This window comes from Carboxylicivirga fragile (genome assembly GCF_050589805.1).
Classification (GTDB): domain Bacteria; phylum Bacteroidota; class Bacteroidia; order Bacteroidales; family Marinilabiliaceae; genus Carboxylicivirga; species Carboxylicivirga fragile.
Map to the genome: position 1 here is coordinate 18,613 of NZ_JBNGOY010000055.1, position 20,802 is coordinate 39,414.

Genomic DNA, 20,802 nt, shown 5'->3' on the forward strand with positions numbered 1-20,802 from the left:
TGAAATATAGTTATTTAATTAAAACAAGTTTTATGAATTTGAATCTGCGATTATTTGGAGTTATTGTCATGTTTCTGGTGGTTCATTCCATTTTTGGCCAGAACAGGACAATATCTGGAACAGTAACGGATGATATGAATGAGCCCTTACCGGGCGTATCTATCCAAATTGAAGGTACAACACAAGGTACTATTACTGATTTTGACGGTAATTATACCCTTAGTTTGCCGGAGGGAAATGTTATTCTCCACTTTTCATTTATTGGTTTTGAGAATAAAAAAATTGAAGTGGGTACTCAGACAGTACTGAATGTTCAATTACAAATGGATACTGAAGGGTTGGATGAAGTTGTGGTGGTTGGATACGGAACCATGAAAAAGAGTGACCTTTCAGGTGCTTCTGTTTCATTGGATGCAGATAAATTGGTGGCCGCTGGTATCGCCAACATCGATCAGGCACTGCAAGGGCGTGCTGCTGGTGTTACGGCTGTTTCTACGTCTGGTCAACCGGGTGGTGCTGTCAGTGTTCGTGTGCGCGGACAAAGTACGGTTAATGCCGGAGCTGAGCCATTGTATGTGATTGACGGAGTGCCGATGCAGAATACTGCTACTGGTGGTCATGATTTAGGATTAGGAGATGCTTTAGGTAATTCGCCAACATCGGGTGTCTCACCGCTTTCAAAGCTTAATCCAAATGATATTGTATCGATGGAAATATTAAAGGATGCCTCGGCTACTGCAATTTATGGTTCGCAGGGTGCTAATGGTGTTATCATTATCACGACCAAGCGTGGTAAAGAAGGTGATGCTAAGTTTAACTACGAGGGATCATACGGTGTGCAACGCCAAAACACGCTTATTGACATCATGAACTTGACAGACTTTGCAGAGTTCAGTAATTCTGTGGCTGCTCAAACCAACGGACGAGAAGAACGTCCTGAATTTCTAGATCCTTCGTTGTTAGGTCATGGTACCGACTGGCAGGAATCCATCTTTCAGATTGCACCAGTTCAACAACATCAGGTTAATGTATCAGGTGGTAGTGATAAGCTAAGGTATTATGTGTCAGGAGGCTATTTAAATCAGGAAGGTACTGTTATTGGAACTGAATTTGAGCGTTTCTCTTTCAGGACTAATCTTGATGCTCAGCTCAAAGACTGGTTAAAAATGGGGGTAAACGTTAATTATTCACAAACGGATGAGCGTCTTGGACTTGCCGATTCAGAGGCTGGTATTATTCGTATTGCCTTGCAAACCACACCAGATATGCCTATTTATAACATGGATGGTACTTATGCCAGTATTTTCAGAGAGGGGCAAACTTCACAGCCTAATGCTATTGGAATGGCCATGGATGATGATAACTTCTTAAGTCGAAATTCGTTTGGTAGCACTGTGTTCTTTGATGCAACCCTGTTGGAAAATTTGGTTTTACATACCGAAGGAACAATGAATCTTGATTTTTCAAAAGCAGAAGTATTTAGACCAACCATTGTTTATGGCAATTGGGAACGGCCTATTAACTCCATGCGAGCGCAAAACAATAAAAATACATTCTGGCAAGTGAAGAACTACCTGACTTATTCTAGAACTTTTGGTAGACATAGCGGAACGGTTATGATAGGACAGGATATGTGGGAAAATAATTATGAATTCGAAAGTGTGTATAATACGAACTTACCAAGTAACGATATCCAAAACCCACAATTGGGTGATGGTACGCCTCAAATTACTTATGGGTTCGGAAGTGCTACCAATGCGTCTTATTTTGGACGTTTAAATTATAACTACGATAATCGTTACATGATGACCTACACTTATCGTCGTGATGGTTCATCCAACTTCGGACCTGAAAACAGATGGGCTGGTTTCCATTCGTTTGCTGGTTCATGGCGCTTTAGTAACGAGTTTTTTATGGAATGGGCACAACACTTTTTAAGTAACGGTAAACTACGTGTTGGCTGGGGGCAGGTTGGAAACCAGAATATTGGCGGTTACTTGTGGGGTGCAGGTATTGTTAAAATGGATACTGGTTTAGGAGCTGGATATCGTCAGTCAAACATAGCGAACCCATACATCCAATGGGAAAAGCAGGAACAGATTAACATTGGCTTGGATTTGACCCTATTTAATTTTGCTGATGTGGTGTTTGAAGTGTATGACAAAACATCAAAAGATATGTTAATGCCTTTGCAATTACCATCATACATGGGTACGCGAGGTAATTCATCCAGTGCACTAGCAGCTCCCTGGGGTAATTTCGGACAGATTAACAATAAAGGTCTGGAAGTATCTGTAACGACGCATAATTTTAAACGTAACTTTACGTGGGATACTGATTTCCAAATTTCTTTGAATCGCAATGAATTAGTGGCCTTAGATGGCACACCGTCGGCGCACATTGAAGGATATGGGCAGTGGAGCGATGTGGTGTCATTAACTGAAGTAGGTGATCCTTTATTTAATTTTTACGGATACGTTACCGATGGTGTTTATCAGGATTTAGACGATTTACAAAATAGCCCGCGACCTTCTGGTTATCCCTCTGATGGTGTATTTGGAATAAATACAACCACTTATGTGGGTGACCTGAAATTTAAAGATATTAGCGGACCCGATGGAAAGCCAGACGGCATCATTGATTCTTACGATAGAACCAATATTGGTTCACCAATGCCTGATTTTACTTTTGGGTTTAATAATACCTTCTCATATAAAAACTTCGATTTAAGTATTTTTATAAATGGCTCATATGGTAACGATGTCATGAACTATACGGCCATTAGCCTCTCAAATATGAAAAGCCTTTGGGCCAATCAGCTCGATGTTGTAAATGATAGAGCTAGATTGGTACCAATTGATGGTAATAATACAGGCGTATGGTGGTCTGATGTTACGAATGTACGAGTTGCTAATTCAAATACGAATATTCCACGTGCCACTGGTACCGACCCTAACGATAATGATCGAATATCGGATCGCTACATCGAAGATGGGTCATTTATTCGTATAAAAAACATCACCTTAGGTTATACGCTTCCGAAGTATTTAACTGAACGCCTGCACCTCGACAATGCCCGCGTATATGGTAGCGTCGAAAACCTAGCTACATTTACCAACTACACTGGTTTTGACCCAGAAGTTGGAGCCAGTACTCAAAGTGCCAATGTATTTGGCTTGGATAATGGACGATATCCGTCGCCACAGGTTTTTACTTTTGGCTTAAGTGTTTCATTCTAATACGTATTTGCTATGAAAATAGATAGTTTTAAAAGATTTATTATAGCCATCCTAGTATTAGGAGCTGTATCATCTTGTGAAGATTTTTTAGAGCGTCCGGCAGAGGACACCTACACGATTGATAGTTTTTATCAAAACGATGAGCAACTGTATCAGTCTGTAAATACCATTTATAACTCACCATGGTATGATTTTCAGCGTGGTTTTATGAAAATTGGTGATGTGATGGCTGGTAATCTTGTTTTTGATATTGGAGATGGTTATACCAATTTGGTACTCAATAACTCAGATGCTGATATTGCCAATGCTTCAGCATCATTGTGGTCGGTTAATGCCTATTGTAATGGAGTTATCCAGAACGTTGATCTAAAGTCAGGCCCCAGCGTATCGCAAAAAGCCAAGAATACGGTTAAGGGTGAAGCCATGGTGTGGAAGGCAATGACTTACTTCTATTTGGTACGTTGTTTTGGCGCAGTGCCAATTATACATGATAATGCGGCTATCATTGCTGATAATTCATCCGCAACACTAAAGCGTAACAAGGTTGAAGATGTATATAAATATATTACATTGATTTTACATGATGCTATTGAACTGTTGCCTGAAGAAAATATGCAAGGACGTATTGATAAATACAGTGCCTATGGCTTATTAGCTAAAGTTTATTTGACTAAGTCAGGATACGGCATGAGCGGTTCGCGCAATGAAGCTGAATTAGCCGAAGCCGCTAAATATGCTAAGTTGGTAATAGATAACAGTGGTCGTGTTCTTCACCCTGAATATGATGAAATATTTCAGTTGAAAGGAAATTTTAGTGAAGAAAGCCTTATTGCGTGGCACTGGACAGTTGGTGCACAATGGACCAGTCAAAATTCATTGCAGTCCGATTTGTCAATGACTAACTTCTCCGATGCTGTTCAGTCATGGGGTAACTGGGTGTATCCAACTATCGATTTACAATCCGCTTTTGAAGAAAGTGCAACCACATTGTCGCGTAACTATCGCGATTCGCGACGAAAAGCAACAATGATGATGGTTGGTGATACCTACGATTATTTTTGGACCGAAATGGGTGGTTTTGCTTATAACTGGGATAGTGCAACAGATGGTATGTATGGTGGTGCTATCAGTTTTGCGAGTGGCACAGGGTCTAACGTTGCCAAGCACATTGTTGGTCGTTTGGCCGACGCTCAGGCACAGGGCTACGAAACTCTCGACCGTATGCACACTCCACTAAGTACACATATTTTACGCTTGTCTGATGTTTATCTGGTGTATGCCGAGGCGGTGTTAGGTAATAGTGCTTCAACAACTGATGCTTCGGCACTGGCTGCATTTAATGCTGTTAGGGCGCGTGCTTTAAAAGGTAACCATGAGGATGAAACCAGTCTGGATTTTGCCATGATCGACCACGAACGCCGTATTGAGTTTGCCATGGAAGGTGACAGATGGTACGACTTGGTTCGTCTGCATTATTATAATCCAGAAGCGGCTAAAGCCCAAATTCTTTCTCAAGAAAGAGGTACCTGGGAAGGACTGGAAGATTTCTATACCAAGGAAGATGATTCAAACTTGAACATTACCAGTCATACAGTAACTGGCTTAAGCGATGACGATTTTACAATACCATTCCCTGAAGTTGATCTCTCATTAAACCCCGGTTTAATGGACGAACCTGTTGACTTTGACTTTGGTTCCATAGGTTATAATTAATTCAACAAAAGAGTTCAATATGAAAACGATAAATAAGCAAAAAATATATACACTGTTTCTGTCTCTGTTAATGATCGCAGGAATAGGCTTGTTGCAGTCATGTGAAGAGTATCCGCATGAATACGAGGTAAGCGGAGGAGTGCCAAGTGTGAATTACATCAGAATGACCGATCCGGACAAATCTGATTCACTTATTGTGAGTGCTTCTTTAAATACAACCATAGCACTTATTGGTGATAATTTAACCAGCATTACCGAAATGTGGTTCAATGATAGAGAAGCGTATTTGAATACTAGTTTTATGACCTCCAATTCACTTATTGTGACCATTCCTAATGAAATACCAGGAGAGGTATCTAATAAGATTTACATGGTAGCTGGTTCGGATACGATAATACATGATTTTAATGTGATTGTGCCTCCTCCATCACCCAAATCGATGTTATGTGAATTTGTTGCAGATGGTGAACAGGCTATTATCAAGGGTAGTTATTTTATCAACGATCCCAATGTACCTATTCAAGTGATATTCCCTGGTGAGTTATCTGGTGAAGTGGTTGCTGTTAGTGATGATTTTGATGAAATCGTGGTAAATGTACCAGCCGGCGCTGCTTCTGGACAGTTAACTGTCAAAAGCATTTACGGTGCTGGTCGTTCATCTTTCTTCTTCCGTGATGATCGCAACTACATTTTAGATTGGGATAATCTGGATGCAGCCGGCGGATGGCGTTCGGGTGTTATTGCCAACTCTGAACCTGCTGGCATTAATGGTAATTATGTTCGTTTTGATGGTGATGTATCTGGTGAAATTGGAGCTACCTGGAATGAAGATGCGCATAGTTTTAACTTGTGGAATGCTTCTAATGGTCGTCCAGATGTACCATTCTATGACGGCGATTTAAACGAGGCTGTCCTTAAATTTGAGTGTTATGTGGTTGAAGAATGGAAATCGGCTGCTCTGCAAATGATTTTCACTCCATATTCGGTGAGTGGAACCAATGGCTATATCGGTGATAATGCTACCCAGCGAGGATTGTGGAATCCTTGGGCTTCATCGGGGAGTTTTAAAACGGATGGATGGATAACCGTTTCGATCCCAATGAAAGAATTTCATTATTTCCACGATGGCAAAGATGCCGGAGAGAATGTAACAAATGATATGCTTGGAGGATTAACATTCTTTGTTTGGCACGGTGGTGTGGAAGGTGAAGATTGCCGAGTGCACATGTGCATTGACAACATTCGTATTGTACCTATGTAGATTTATTGAACATTAAAAACGATTTGCTATGCAAACCAAATATAAAAGATATTTTAAATCATTGTTGCTAATGGTTTTAGTCGGCTTTGTAAGCCTAAGCACTATTCTTACTTCATGCAGTAAGGATGAAGATAGTGGTGTAAATGAGGCAACATTATATAGCTATGGGCCTTCGCCTATTGCGCGTGGAGCTGAATTACGATTTATTGGTGATAAACTGGATCAGGTAACAAGTATTATAATACCACCCGATTTAGAGATAGTTAATTCTGAATTCACCGAACAAACAGGTAAGAGTATCAAGCTAATTGTGCCTCAGGAGGCTGAAGTAGGATATGTTACACTAATAACTGATAATACTAGTTTTTCAACTAAAACAGAAATAGGTTATTCTGAGCCTATTTCTATTGAAACCTTTGCACCTTCTTCCATCAAGCCTGGAGCCACTTTAACCATTGACGGGGATTATCTTAACCTAGTAGGTGAGGTAATTTTTACCAATCGTGTAGTGGTTGATAGTTCAAAGTTTTTAACCAAGTCAAGAAAACAGGTAACACTTATGGTGCCGGCTGAAGCTCAAACGGGTAAATTAGCTATCTCCAATGGAGCCGAAGACCCGATTATTATTTATTCGGTGGATGACCTGGACATCCTTATCCCACTTATTTCTGAAGTAACGCCAAATCCGGTTAAGCCTGGTACTGCATTAACAATTGCAGGATCAGATCTAGACCTGATAACTGGTATTACATTGGGTGGTGACATTACGGTGACTGAATTTACAAGCCAAAGTGCTTCTAACATTGTGATGACTATACCAGTCAATGCAAAAAGTGGCGCCGCAACATCGCTGTTACCTTCGGGCATTGAAATTGCAGTTGGCGACATTACACTTGTTGAACCTACGGCCGGTATCGAAGAGGTGAAGGATTCTTATGGCATTGATGAAACGGTAGTTATTGGCGGTAGCGATTTGGACTTAGTAACTACAGCAACATTCACAGGGGGCGAGGCTATGGCAGTGACGCTTACTGATGGAAAGATGAATCTCAAAGTAGCAGCAGTCGCTCAGAGCGGACCAATTACATTGACCACAGCCAATGGTACAACAGTAACCGTTGATGGTTTTGTAACGACCAAACCAGTAGCAACCTTTCCTTCAATGGCTACTCCTTTGGATGCGCTTAATATCGTATCGACTTTGGGCAGCCGTGTGAAAACGGTTATGTTTGGAGACCTTGAAGCTGAAGCAACTGCTACGGGTGATGGTTTTAAAGTAGTTGTTCCCCTAGAGGCTGAAACAGGTAGTGTAAAATTGGTGATGGATAATGGAGAAACTGTTGCTGCAGGAAACATAGCTATCAACGCGTTTACTTTCTGTGCAGTTTCTGAATTTGCTTCGGAAACAACAACGGTTGGTGATCTGTTGGAGTGCTCGGTTGTTAACAGTGGAAGTCTTACAAATGTGCTTCTTAATGATGAAGATACGCCTTATTTATTGGTAGGAACTGTGCTTTATGTTGCCGTAGGAACTGATGTTGGCGATAATAAATTGACCTTGGTGTCTGGCACCACAAATGTGGACTATACAATTAAGGTTGAAGCATCTGGGCTGGTTGAAACGGTTCTATATAATACACCAATAGAGTTGGCCAACTGGAGTGCGAATTATGAGTTGAATGTTGACTTTTCAGGTGCCCCGGCTGATTCTTATGTGCGCATCAGGTACACTAAGACCAACGACGCTCCACAAATGAAAGCATTTGATGGTCACTGGGGGCTTGCATACGATGGCACAACTGATGAAAATGCTGCAATATTAGCGGCTTCTGATTATATCGACCTACCAATCTCATTGTTCCCATATAGCGATTGGGGCTATTCAATTATTCTTCAGGGCGACGGCATGATTGTTTCATCTATCTCTTGGGTGAAGGACTTCTCCCCGCCAACAGCCATTTGGGAAGGTTCGGTTCAAGTTTCTGGTTGGAGTTCATCTTTCACGAATTTAACCTGGGGTGGTTATGATTTCAGCGGATTGACAGTAGGGCAAACTATGTTTGTCTACTACACCGCAGATGCTGATGCTACAATGCGTCTTGGTAATGGTAACTGGGCCGCACTGCCTTCTACGCTTCCGATTGCAACAGATTCGGGTGATGAATCGGGCGAAGGAAATATATTGATAACCGCAGGTACATCGAGCGTATCGTTTAAATTAACCGCCGAAGATATTGCATCTATTCAGAATAATGGTGGTTTTGGGGCTTATGGAGGTGATTATGTTGTCACTAAAGTGGCGCTCAAATAGCCTCTTCGGTTTTTTGTAACTGTAAAAATAGATATAAGGGGAGGAGAATACCTCTCCTTATGGAAAACATAATAAAGAAGAATCGCAAAAAATTATATTTTAAAATTTAAAGATAGCTTTCTCGCTTTGAGAAGGCTTTCTTTAAAAAAAGGTAGCATGATGAGATTGTGGATAGGTTTATTTGGATTTGGATTACTAGTTTTTGCCTGTAGTAAAAGTGATGGGAATGCTGTTGTTGATACCGATCCGCCAGAATTTGTAAGTTGTAGTTTTCAGGATGCAATCAATGTAAATAAAGGCGATGTATCCATAGAAATTATTTTTAATCAAAATGTTATCCTGTTAAAACCGCATGGAATTACTTTGAATGATGTTCAGGTTAACGCTGCAATGGCTGCTTACAAAAAGCTAACTATTAAGGTGACTCTTGAAGAAGCTACTGAATATTCCTTAAAGATTCCTGCACATGTAATTAAGGGACCAGATGGAAGCACTGCAGATGAAATTATTATTTCTTTTAGAACTAAAGATCCTGTTTCAGTAAGTATTGATGCTGATTTAGCTGTTGGTAATTCATCTCCTGAAGCCGTTAATGTGTACAATTTCCTGAAAGAGAACTATGGGATAAAAACGCTGTCATCTGCTATGAGCAATGGTGCGGTGGATACCAATGAAGCAGAATGGGTGAAACAGCATACGGGCAAATATCCAGCTATGATTGGTATTGACTATATCTTTTTAAATTGGGCGCCAGCTAATTGGATTGATTATAATAACATTGATGTGCAAAAAGACTGGTGGGCCAATAACGGATTGATTACAGCCTCATGGCATTGGAATATTCCACCCAATGAAAATATTACAGATCATACAAAATTCACATTTCGGCTCGAAAATGAAGATGGTATTAAAGTCACATTTAAACCATCGAATGTGCCCATTGACGGAACCTGGGAAAATCAGGTGGCGAAAGCTGATTTTGATGAGTTGATTACTTATATACAGTTACTTCAAAGCGAAGGTATTCCATTGATTTGGCGCCCGCTTCACGAAGCAGCTGGTAATATTTATGAGTATAACAATGGGCAAGCCTGGTTTTGGTGGGGATTGGATGGCGGCGATGCGTATGTTGAACTTTGGCGCTTTATGTTTGACTATTTTAAATCGAAAGGGGTTAACAATCTCATTTGGGTGTGGACCACACAAACAAAGGATGCCGATTTCTATCCGGGTGATGCCTATGTTGATATTATCGGGAAGGATGTTTATAACAATAATGATAGCGAGGGTTTAGCTGAGTTATTTAAGGAGCTTCAAGAAGCTTACCCAACAAAGATGATTACCTTAAGTGAGTTAGGTAATGTAGCCAATGTGTCTGCTCAATGGAGCAAAGGAGCTCAATGGTCGTGGTTTATGCCTTGGTGCGATCATGATAGAACACATAACGTTAATGACGCCGATTTTGCATCAACAGATCATCAATTCGCCAATGCATCCTGGTGGAATGATGCTTTAAATCCGGATTATGTAATTACCCGTGATGAGATGCCTTCACTGAAATAAATAATTAAAGTACAATATACCATGAAACTAGCTAAACAGCTTTTATCGATTCTGTTACTTGCCTTAACTTGGCAATTGGCAACTGCAAAAGTTTCTCTTCCTTCCATTTTTAATAATCATATGGTGCTTCAACAAAACAGTGAAGTAAAGTTATGGGGTTGGGCCAATCCTACCGAAAAAGTTACAGTAACAACCTCATGGAGTACCGATACACTAGAAACCTGGGGTAATAGCCATTGCGATTGGTCGGTTAACCTTTCTACCCCTTCGGCTGGAGGGCCTTATGAAATTACCATTCAAGGTTATAATAAAATTGTATTAAACGATGTGTTGTTAGGAGAAGTTTGGCTTCTTTCGGGCCAATCAAATATGGAATGGCATGCTCAACTGGGTTTTGATAATTCTGAGCAAGAGGTCAAGAATGCAAAGCATCCTAATATTCGCTTTTTCACTGTTTCGCGCCGCACTTCGCAATATCCTCAATCAAATGTTGAAGGTCAATGGCAAGCATGTACACCAGAATCAATGAAATACTTTAGTGCCATTGGTTACATCTTTGGGCGTACATTAAAGGATTCACTTAATGTGCCAATCGGTCTAATTAATACGGCCTGGGGAGGTTCACCAATTGAAATTTGGATGCCTGAAGCGACTATAAATAATGATGCTTTTCTATTAGAAGAGTCGAAAAAAATTGAAGAAATGGCATGGAGTGCCCGTGAACCAGGTCAAGCATATAATGCTATGATCGCACCTATAATGCCTTACAATATAGCAGGAGTGCTTTGGTATCAAGGCGAAACAAATGCAGCAAACCCCAAAGCCTATACCAAAATGTTATCCACTATGGTAGATTCCTGGCGTAATGGATTTAAAAAAGATTTCCCTTTTTATTATGCGCAGATAGCACCATGGAATAACTATGGCCCAGTTTCTGGAGCGCAAGTGCGCGAAGCACAACGACGAGCATTGGGTGTCATTGATAATTCAGGCATGGTCGTCGTGAGTGATATTGGGGATACCCTAGATATTCATCCGCGAAACAAGATTGATGCTGGATTGCGATTTGCGAATCTAGCTTTAAACCAAACCTATGGGAAAAGTGATTTGCCAATTTCGGGACCACTTTATTCATCTTTCACAACAAAGGGCAATAAGGTTCTAGTGCAATTTCATTATAGCGAAGGTCTTTATGAAAAAGGGTCTGCATTGGAATTATTTGAAGTAAAAGATAGCGATGGTACTTGGTTTCCGGCAAAAGCTAAAATTAAAAATAACAGTATTGAGGTGTATAATAAGAAAGTGGAAAAGCCCATTGGGGTTAGGTTTGCATGGAGCAGTAATGCAACTCCAGGCTTGTTTAATGCTCAGGGTTTGCCAGCTTCTTGCTTTACATCTGAAGAAGATATGGAATAAATAAATGCTCACTTAAGTAGATTATGATTCTAGATAAAATAAACACAATTATTCTTCCTCAATTGGAGGAGGAGTTGAAAAATATACTTGAATTTTGGGCTAACAATACCTTAGATCATCGGAACGGTGGATTTGTTGCAGAGCTCAATGGTGAAGGTGAGTTAAGCGAATGTACTGAGAAGGGCGCTGTCCTCAATACTCGCTTGTTGTGGACATTTTCTGCGGCCTATAATTTCTCTAAGGATGCTGCTTATTTAAAACTGGCTGACAGAGCCTACAAGTATTTGACACAATATTTTTGGGATAAGGAATATGGTGGTTTGTATTGGTCGGTAAATACTAATGGAAAGGTAGAAAATAGTCGTAAACAGGCCTATGCTCAGGGTTTTGGAATTTATGGTTTCTCTGAGTACTATAAAGCTTCTGACAAAAAAGAAAGTCTAGATTACGCGATTCAGCTTTTTAATTTGATAGAAGCTAATTATAAGGATAAAAAGCATGGTGGTTACATTGAAGCGCTGGCAAACGATTGGCAATTGTTGGATGATATGCGCTTAAGTTCCAAAGATGCCAATGAGCCTAAGTCAATGAATACACATTTACACATCATTGAGCCATATACAAACTTATATCGATGTTGGCCTGATGCAGAGCTAAAACAAAGTATTCAAGGTTTACTAAAGGTATTTCGCGATAAAATTATTGATAAAAAGACTTTCCATTTCAATTTGTTTTTTGATGTAGACTGGAGTGTTAAATCTAACATACAGTCATACGGACACGATATAGAAGGTGCTTGGTTATTAAACGAAGCAGCACATTTTATTCGGGATAAGGAGTTAGTAGATGAGTTGCAAGAAGCATCCTTAAAAATGGTTGATGTGTGTATGAACGAAGGGCAGGATAGGGATGGCAGTATTTTTTATGAAAAGGAAGGTGGGCACTTGGATACTGATAAACATTGGTGGCCTCAGGCAGAAGCTCTGGTTGGCTTACTCGATGCTTATCAAAACACATCTGATACAAAATACCTGAAAGCTGTGGTTGATGTTTGGCAATTCGTCCTGAATAATGTGATAGATAAAAAGAATGGTGAATGGTTCTGGAAAGTTGATAAAAATGGAGTGCCCGATTTAAAACCGCCAAAAGTAGGTTTCTGGAAATGCCCTTATCACAATTCAAGAGCTTTAATGGAAGCCATCACTCGTATTAAGTTAATCTCAAGTTAAATGAAGTATTCAAATAGTAAGATATACCACCTTGTTGTAATAATTCTAATTTCAAGCATTTCTTCTTGTCAATCAAAACATGGGAAACAAATTTATACGGGTTTTAAAACAGAGGCATCACAGTTGCTGGATGCCAATGGAAACCCATTTATTATGCGAGGTATAAATGTCCCTAATGCCTGGCATCCTAAACAATCATATCAAGCATTGGAGACTATTGCTGATCAAAAGGTGAATTGTGTTCGATTAGTATGGGAAAGTCATTTATCCGCCGATGGGTTGGATAGTGTTCTTCAAAAGTGTATTGATTTGGAGATGATCCCGATGGTTGAATTACATGATGCAACTGGCGATTCAACGGCAGCAAAGCTCTATCAGATGGCAGCGTATTTTACCAGTGATGAAATGAAATCGATCATCCATAAATATGAGAAGTATTTAATTATAAATATTGCCAACGAATGGGGATCTAACGGATTATCAGCAGAATATTGGAGAGATGCCTATAAGAAATGCCTAGTTAAATTACGACAAAGCGGGTATCGAAATACCATTGTTATTGATGGACCAGGTTGGGGCCAAAATATTCAGCCTATTCTTTTGTATGGAAATGATCTGATAGAGTTTGATCCATTGCACAATTTGTTGTTTTCGGTGCACATGTATGGTTCGTGGAATGATGAAGAGAAAATCAAAAATGATTTAATGGAAGCTCGCAATAAATCAATTCCTCTTATTGTTGGTGAATTTGGATATAATTATAATAAAGGAGATAATAATTTAAATTGTTCGGTCAACCACAAGCAGATTCTAAAGACCTGTGCCGATTTGAATATGGGCTATTTGGTGTGGTCGTGGACAGGTAATAATGAAGAAAATAATTGGCTTGATTTGGTAGTTTTTGAAGATTGGAAAACCTTGACTTATTGGGGTGAAGAAATATTTAATTCTCCAGTAGGCATAAGTGAAACGGCTAAAAAAGCTACAATATTTAATAAGAAATAATTATATGATGATGGTGAGATACATTTGCTTGATTATAGTTGCAATGCAGTTAATTGGCTGTGCCGCGTGTTCAAAAGATAAAGATGTGCAGAAACCTGCACCTGTACTTAAATCAAGTATCCCAGAAAATAATGCTGTTGATGTGCAACTTTCAACAAGTATTGAAATTATTTTTGATGAAGTCATATCGCTTGCATCAAATCATGGCATTAGCATAAATGGTTCCGCAACAGAGGTGGAGGCCTCATTCACCAAACTGCTTTTTGCTGTTGAGTTACAATATGAAACAGTCTATGAAATAACAATTCCAAAGGGCGCTGTAATTAATACTTTTGGAGTGCCTTCTACACAGGAAATACAAATATCTTTCACAACACGTGAAGCACCTTTTATTGATACAGAAGGAATGCAGTTTGTTGCCAGTATGGAGGTTGGGTGGAATCTAGGTAATACGCTAGACACTAAAAGTGAGGATGAAACAGCTTGGGGAAATCCCTTAGCTACTAAAGAGTTGATTGATGCGGTTAGTGCCAAAGGATTTAAAACACTTCGTGTGCCTGTTACCTGGCAATATCATATGGGTGATGCACCTGATTATACCATTGATAAACAATGGCTGGATAGGGTAGAGGAAGTTGTTAACTATGCTTTGGATAATAAAATGCATGTGATTGTGAATATTCATCACGATGAAGAATGGCTCATCCCTACTTATGCAAAGCTTGATGGAGCAAAGGATCAATTAGAAAAAGTGTGGATACAAATTGCCGAACGATTTAAAACATATGATCGTAACTTGGTGTTTGAAACCCTTAATGAAACGCGCTTGAAAGGTTCGGCTGAAGAATGGACTGGAGGAACAGCTGAGGGGCGTGATTGCATTAATCAGTTTCATGATGTTGCTGTTGCGGCAATCAGAAATTCAGGTGGGAACAATACTGATCGATATATCATGGTTTCGCCTTATGCTGCTTCATCAAGTCAAGTGGCAATGGATGGGCTTGTATTACCTAACTCTTCAAACCTTATTGTTTCGGTGCATAATTATTTTCCGTACAAATTTGCTTTGGCCGAGTCAGACTTCAACACCACTTGGGGTACAGATGCTGAAAAGCTGGCCCTAGATGCCGAACTTGATAGAGTTGTAAACAAGTTTATTGCTAATGGTATTCCAGTTGTGATGGGTGAATGGGGTAACCTAAATCATGATAATCTGGAAGAGCGTGTTAAGCATGCTGCCTATTTTGCGAATGGATGTATTTGCCGAGGTATTTGTCCAATCTGGTGGGACAATGGTGCTTTAGGCCATTTTGGTATTATCAACCGTGATAATTATCAATGGTCTTTTCCTACAATTGCGGATGCTATTGTGAACCAAGTAAAATAGATTTTAAGTGATATTGGCTTGTCTCATGGTGTGTATGAATATATCCTTAAAATGAGATGGTTAGAACTATTAAAATAAGCTTTTGAATTATACAGTAGACCATTGTTTCCTATCAGTTCAAGTTAGGAAAGTCATTTGCTTGCCAAGAGTTTGATTGGTTATGAATTAAGATTGATAAAATTATAACAGGATTGAAGCACATTGTTTATGTGTTGGATCAATCTCATAATGATAAAACAGAATATGAAGAAAGTATTAACGATTGCCCTAATGGTGCTGGTATGTGTTTGGACTTCTGCTCAAAAAGCTGATGATTTAGCATTAACGCCACCCATGGGATGGAATAGCTGGAATACATTTGGAACCAATATTAATGAACACTTAGTTAAAGATATTGCAGATGCATTTGTGGATTTAGGTTTAAAAGATGCAGGATTCGAATACCTCGTTTTGGATGATGGCTGGATGGCTATGGAGCGTGATGAGAATTACAACTTGGTGGCTGATCCAGTTAAATTTCCAAATGGAATGAAATCTGTAGTGGATTATGTTCACTCTAAAGGTTTGAAATTTGGTATTTATAATTGTGCAGGTAGTAAAACATGTGCTGGTTATCCTGGAAGCAGGGGTTTCGAATATCAAGATGCCAAGTTGTATGCTGAATGGGGTGTGGACTTTTTGAAATACGATTGGTGTAATACTGAAAATTTAAATGCAAAGGGTGCTTATCAAACCATGCGAGATGCATTGCATGCTACTGGTCGTCCTATCATATTTAGTATTTGTGAATGGGGTGATAATGAACCATGGAAGTGGGGTGAAGAAATGGGACATATGTGGCGTGTAACTGGTGATATTATCAATTGCTGGGATTGTACTGTCGGGCATGGAACTTGGAGTTCGTTGGGCGTATGGCCAATTATTAAGTTGCGTAAAGACATACGTAAGCACACAGGACCTGGTCACTGGAATGATTTTGACATGATGGAGGTTGGGAATGGAATGACTGTGGCTGAAGATCGCGTACATTTTGCCATGTGGTCTATGTTAGCATCTCCTTTAATTATGGGTAATGATTTGCGATCGGCCTCAAAAGAAACCATTGAAATACTTACAAATAAGGAGGTTATTGAAGTGAACCAAGATAAGCTAGGTATTCAAGCTTATTGTCATTCTGATGAAGGAGATATAGAGATTTGGGCCAAACCATTGAATGATGGAGAATGGGCTTTTGCTTTCATAAATATGAGTGATAAAGCCATCGATTTAAATCACGATTGGGCATGGCATCCTGTAAAAGATGACCTATCAAACAGATCTTTGGAGGTAAATAATAAGGTTTATAAAGTACGTGATTTATATAGTCATAAGGATTTGGGTTTAACTAAGACAAAGCTCAAAGGTACTATAGGAGCACATGATGTATTAATGCTAAGGTTGATTCCGACAGAGTAAATGCAAATAAATTGTTGTCAATTCATGTTGTTTTAAAATAGGTATATCTAAGTGAAGTCATGATGAAATTATTTGTATTGATTAACTTATTGTCATTTACTACGTTAGTTGGATTAAATGCACAAGCGCCTCCTGAAAATTTTAATAATCCTATTCTTTCAGGTTTTCATCCTGACCCATCCATATGCAGAGTTGGTGATGATTATTACTTGGTCAACTCCACCTTTGTTTGGTTTCCAGGCTTGCCAATATACCACAGTAAAGATTTAGTTAATTGGAAATTGATTGGTCATGCTGTTGATCGACCTGATATGGTTGATTTTGATGGCTTGCCAGATAAATTTGGTTTGTTTGCACCTACAATCAGACATCATGATGGTGTATTTTACATTATCAATACTTGCGTAGGATGTAAAATGAATTTTTATATTACGGCCACTAATCCAGCCGGGCCATGGTCCGATCCAATTTGGCTGTCAGACGCTCCAGGTATTGATCCTTCATTGTTCTGGGATGATGCTGGTAGATGCATCTATACTGGCATGAAGGGCGTTGAAAATGAAGCTTGGCGAGCACAATCCGTTGCCTATAATCAGGAGTTGGATTTGGAACAAAAAAAGTTAGTGGGAAAGCCTACTTTTCTAACTTTTGGGCATGCTAATAATGCACCTTACACAGAAGGACCTCACATTTATAAAATTAATGGTAAGTATCTACTGATGGTTTCCGAAGGTGGAACGGAAATGTTTCACGCCATAACAGCGCATCATAGTGATTCTCTCAATGGGCCTTATGTCGCCGATTATATTAATCCGGTTCTAACACATCGTCATTTAGGTGAGGATTACCCCTTACATGCTGTCGGTCACGGCGACCTTGTACAAACACAAAATGGAGAGTGGTGGTGTGTATTACTTGGTAAGCGCCGAATAGATAAGGAAACAACTTTAGCTCGCGAAACATTTTTGGCTAAAGTGCAATTTGAAGGGCAAACACCCATTTTTAATCCTGGATATGGACATGTGTTAGATCACCAGAAGCGCCCTGACTTGCCATGGACCCCCATCGATAAAGAGCCCGTTCGTGAAGATTTTAATGAAGATAAATTAGGAATGGCATGGTGTACTGTTCGTACTCCCAAAGAGCCATTTTTTGCTCTTAAGGCTGGCAAACTTCTTATAAGCCTACGTGCCGAGGTAATGGATAGTTTAGTTAATTCATCCATGTTAATTCGGCGAATTGAGCACCATAAATTCGAAGCGATGACTGAGATGAGCTTCAAAACCTCTAAAGATAATGAACATGCAGGGCTAACTGTTTATCGTACAAACGAGAACCATTTTAAACTATTAAAAGATAAAAAAGCAATTGTTCTGATTAAATCTTTTAAAGGTGAACAGACAGAAGTTGCTCGTATTCCATACACCAAAAAAGATGTTTATCTGCATGTTAAAGGAAATGACTTAGAGGCTCAATTTAGTTATGGAGAATCAGAAGACAAGTTAGTACCTATTGGAGAGAAGCAAAGTTTGATTGTTATTGCCGATTATCAAGGTAATGCTCAGTTCAATGGTCCAGGTGTGGGTATATATGCCACTAGTAATGGTAAAGTATCAAAGAACACTGCTAGTTTTGATTGGTTTGAGTATAAAGGATTATAAGTAAGCGTCTCTGGAATGACGTATAGTTTATTGTTTACTTATATTCGAGTTTTACATCCTTACTAATTATTAAATGAGGATGCACTATGATTTTTAATTGAAATAAATGCCAACCTAATTTGATTGGCATTTTTTTATATGTCAACGCGGAGACGCATACGGTGATGGTGTCAGTGGTGACCTTTCTGTATGGATAGACCCTCTAATTGATTATTTTGAAGGGCTCGCCTTATTGGTGAGCTTGAATATCCGATTAAAATTAGCCAAATTATTAAAGCTGCATCTAAAGGCTATCTCAGCAATGCTGTCATTTTAATCTAATAGCATCCTGGAGGCGCATCCAATCCGGAAATCATTTAAAAATTCTACAAATGTACCCGTACGTTGTTTGATTAAGCGGCTAAAGGATATTATGGTCATGTTTAATTCATTGGCAAGGTCTTCAGTCTTAATCTTTCTAATTGTTGTCGTAATACGTGTTAGTATTTTCCTGTTGTGAGGGATGTTATGTTGAATGGAGATGAGGTTTGGATCGAAATGGATGTTAGGATGTTTGATGTTGAGATGTTTAAGAAAAGTTACTACTTGTATAGAGCTGTAAATATTATCCCAGCCTTAAAGGCTTAAACCACCTTCGACAAGAATAGATCCACTTATTGGTCGATGTGCCAAATAGAATACTTTTCATTTGTAGAATGATTATCGTTAAGTGCAGTGAACTGCACTTTTCTGTCATAAAATACAACCAGGCAACTAAAAAATCTCTTCAAGTGCAATTTAATGCTCTTTCACTAGTATTTGTTTAAAGTTTTCTTTATTTTTGACACAAATAGAGCGTTATGTTGCACTTTTCAGAATTAGTAAAAACCATTAAAGCCAGAAGAGAAATGCTGCAGGTAAACCAAGAAATGTTAGCAGACCTATCTGGTGTAAGTCTTAGAGCCTTAAAGCAGTTTGAGAGTGGTAAAGGTAATCCTACATTGCAGACGCTTGGTAAAATGGCTGATGCACTGGGCTTAGAACTAACATTAAAAGTAAAAAAGCTAAATCCAAGTGAATGAGACAAGCTAAGGTCATCTATAAAAACGAGGAGGCAGGCTTGCTTACTCAATTAGATAGTGGTGCATTTGTATTTCGCTACCATGATGCATGGATTAATGCCACCGATAAACCTCCTATTAGTCTTACACTACCTAAAAATCAGCAAGAATACCAGTCTGAGTATTTGTTCCCATTTTTTTATAATATGTTGCCGGAAGGAGCTAATAAACAGGTTGTTTGTCATGCCATGCGTATTGATAAAGAAGATCATTTTAGCTTATTACTAATTACTGCGACCTATGACACCATTGGAGCAGTTAGAGTCATTAAAAAAGATAATGTATGAGTTTACCTGATATCAAATACTGCCCTAGTACATTAAAAGAAGGAAATAACACCTATGCATCAACAGCTTTAAAGCGTTTATTCAATGGAAAAAAGGTAAGTCATATACTTCCTTATGAATCGCCAGCAACAAACGAAGTAACAGATGAACTATTTGAAGATAATCGAAAAAGGATGTCTATTTCAGGCGTACAAGAAAAGTTCTCCGTTTTGTTGGACAAAAACAAATTACGCCTCATTAATGAAGGTGAACATGGACAATACATACTTAAACCTAAACCTGATGCAGGTAAGCATCCTGAAATGATGCCAGCCAACGAGCATTTAACGATGCAACTAGCCAGACAAGTTTTTAATATAGAAACTGCTGAGAACGCACTTATTTTTTTTAGCAATGGAGATCCAGCATATATTACTAAGCGATTTGATGTTAAAGGTGACGACACTAAGTGGGCACAAGAAGATTTTGCTGCGTTAGCGCAAAGAACCCCTCAAACGCATGGAGCAAACTATAAATACCAGGGTAACTATTATGAATTATTTGAAATACTAAAAAAGTTTGTCCCTGCCTACAGTGTTGAAGCTCCTAAGCTATTAAAGCTTGTGCTGTTTAACTACATATTTTCTAATGGAGATGCACATTTTAAAAACTTTTCTCTCATACAAACTGAGTTTGGAGATTTTAAATTGAGTCCAGCTTACGACTTACTAAATAGCCGAATTCATATTGAAGATAAAGATTTCGCACTTGAAGATGGTTTATTGCCTCCAGTTGAAGCAAAAGGAAAAGTAAAAGAACAGTTTCATAAGCTTGGAGAAATGGCTGGAATTAATATAAAACTAATTGATGATATTTTTTCTCTACTAAGTTCCAAAAAGGACGAAGTCCTTAGGTTAATTAGCCACTCATACTTATCTGATAAATTGAGCCGTAACTACGAACAGGCATATCTATCCCGATTAAAAAAACTAAACAGGAAATAATATTACCTCATATTGAATATAAATGGAGCAGGAATGTTCGATGGTTGGATTTCGAGATGTATGATGTAAAGTAAAAGGTTCAAGCGCCTGCGGCTAGCGTAGGCGGATTGCGGTGGAATGGCGGGTCGAGCCGACTGCGAGTGGAGCAAGGGTGGCAGATATGGAGGAGTGAGGAACGAACTACGGAGGATG

The 20,802-nt window shown here is 39.1% G+C and carries 14 protein-coding genes; all 14 read left to right on the forward strand.

Annotation, left to right across the window (positions count from 1 at the left end; all coding sequences use genetic code 11):
- Positions 1-32: 32 nt before the first annotated feature.
- The 14 genes from ACRD7B_RS19380 to ACRD7B_RS19445 all read left to right on the forward strand — a co-directional run bounded on the left by ACRD7B_RS19380 (position 33) and on the right by ACRD7B_RS19445 (position 20,610).
- The gene (locus ACRD7B_RS19380; RefSeq protein ID WP_430826296.1) at positions 33-3,239 is read left to right on the forward strand and encodes a SusC/RagA family TonB-linked outer membrane protein; all 3,207 of its coding nucleotides are present in this window, start codon (positions 33-35) and stop codon (positions 3,237-3,239) included.
- Between the two features lie 12 nt (positions 3,240-3,251).
- A complete protein-coding gene (locus ACRD7B_RS19385; RefSeq protein ID WP_430826297.1) occupies positions 3,252-4,952 on the forward strand; it encodes a RagB/SusD family nutrient uptake outer membrane protein in 1,701 nt (566 codons plus the stop codon).
- A gap of 19 nt (positions 4,953-4,971) precedes the next feature.
- Positions 4,972-6,213 carry a glycan-binding surface protein gene (locus ACRD7B_RS19390; protein ID WP_430826298.1) on the forward strand — a complete coding sequence of 414 codons (1,242 nt, stop codon included), beginning with the start codon at positions 4,972-4,974 and terminating at the stop codon, positions 6,211-6,213.
- Positions 6,214-6,241: 28 nt separating this feature from the next.
- Positions 6,242-8,524 (forward strand): hypothetical protein, encoded by a 2,283-nt coding sequence (locus tag ACRD7B_RS19395; protein ID WP_430826299.1) that lies wholly within the window; start codon positions 6,242-6,244, stop codon positions 8,522-8,524.
- 156 nt (positions 8,525-8,680) lie between these two features.
- Positions 8,681-10,087 carry a glycosyl hydrolase gene (locus tag ACRD7B_RS19400; RefSeq protein ID WP_430826300.1) on the forward strand — a complete coding sequence of 469 codons (1,407 nt, stop codon included), beginning with the start codon at positions 8,681-8,683 and terminating at the stop codon, positions 10,085-10,087.
- 21 nt (positions 10,088-10,108) lie between these two features.
- On the forward strand, positions 10,109-11,503 hold the full coding sequence (locus ACRD7B_RS19405; protein ID WP_430826301.1) for a sialate O-acetylesterase: 1,395 nt from the start codon (positions 10,109-10,111) through the stop codon (positions 11,501-11,503).
- 23 nt (positions 11,504-11,526) lie between these two features.
- Positions 11,527-12,732 carry an AGE family epimerase/isomerase gene (locus ACRD7B_RS19410; RefSeq protein ID WP_430826302.1) on the forward strand — a complete coding sequence of 402 codons (1,206 nt, stop codon included), beginning with the start codon at positions 11,527-11,529 and terminating at the stop codon, positions 12,730-12,732.
- Positions 12,733-13,737, forward strand: a complete 1,005-nt coding sequence (locus ACRD7B_RS19415) for a cellulase family glycosylhydrolase (protein ID WP_430826303.1) — start codon at positions 12,733-12,735, stop codon at positions 13,735-13,737.
- 4 nt (positions 13,738-13,741) lie between these two features.
- Complete coding sequence (locus tag ACRD7B_RS19420; protein ID WP_430826304.1) at positions 13,742-15,124, forward strand: cellulase family glycosylhydrolase; 1,383 nt, start codon at positions 13,742-13,744, stop codon at positions 15,122-15,124.
- A gap of 243 nt (positions 15,125-15,367) precedes the next feature.
- On the forward strand, positions 15,368-16,579 hold the full coding sequence (locus ACRD7B_RS19425; RefSeq protein WP_430826305.1) for a glycoside hydrolase family 27 protein: 1,212 nt from the start codon (positions 15,368-15,370) through the stop codon (positions 16,577-16,579).
- A 59-nt stretch (positions 16,580-16,638) separates the two neighbouring features.
- On the forward strand, positions 16,639-18,240 hold the full coding sequence (locus ACRD7B_RS19430) for a glycoside hydrolase family 43 protein (RefSeq protein ID WP_430826306.1): 1,602 nt from the start codon (positions 16,639-16,641) through the stop codon (positions 18,238-18,240).
- A gap of 839 nt (positions 18,241-19,079) precedes the next feature.
- Positions 19,080-19,301, forward strand: coding sequence for a helix-turn-helix domain-containing protein (locus tag ACRD7B_RS19435; RefSeq protein WP_430826307.1), 222 nt, complete (start codon positions 19,080-19,082; stop codon positions 19,299-19,301).
- Positions 19,298-19,627, forward strand: a complete 330-nt coding sequence (locus ACRD7B_RS19440; protein ID WP_430826308.1) for a HipA N-terminal domain-containing protein — start codon at positions 19,298-19,300, stop codon at positions 19,625-19,627. Before ACRD7B_RS19435 ends, ACRD7B_RS19440 begins: the two co-directional genes overlap by 4 nt.
- On the forward strand, positions 19,624-20,610 hold the full coding sequence (locus ACRD7B_RS19445) for a type II toxin-antitoxin system HipA family toxin (RefSeq protein ID WP_430826309.1): 987 nt from the start codon (positions 19,624-19,626) through the stop codon (positions 20,608-20,610). The genes ACRD7B_RS19440 and ACRD7B_RS19445 overlap by 4 nt, the downstream gene beginning before the upstream one ends.
- Positions 20,611-20,802: the final 192 nt, after the last annotated feature.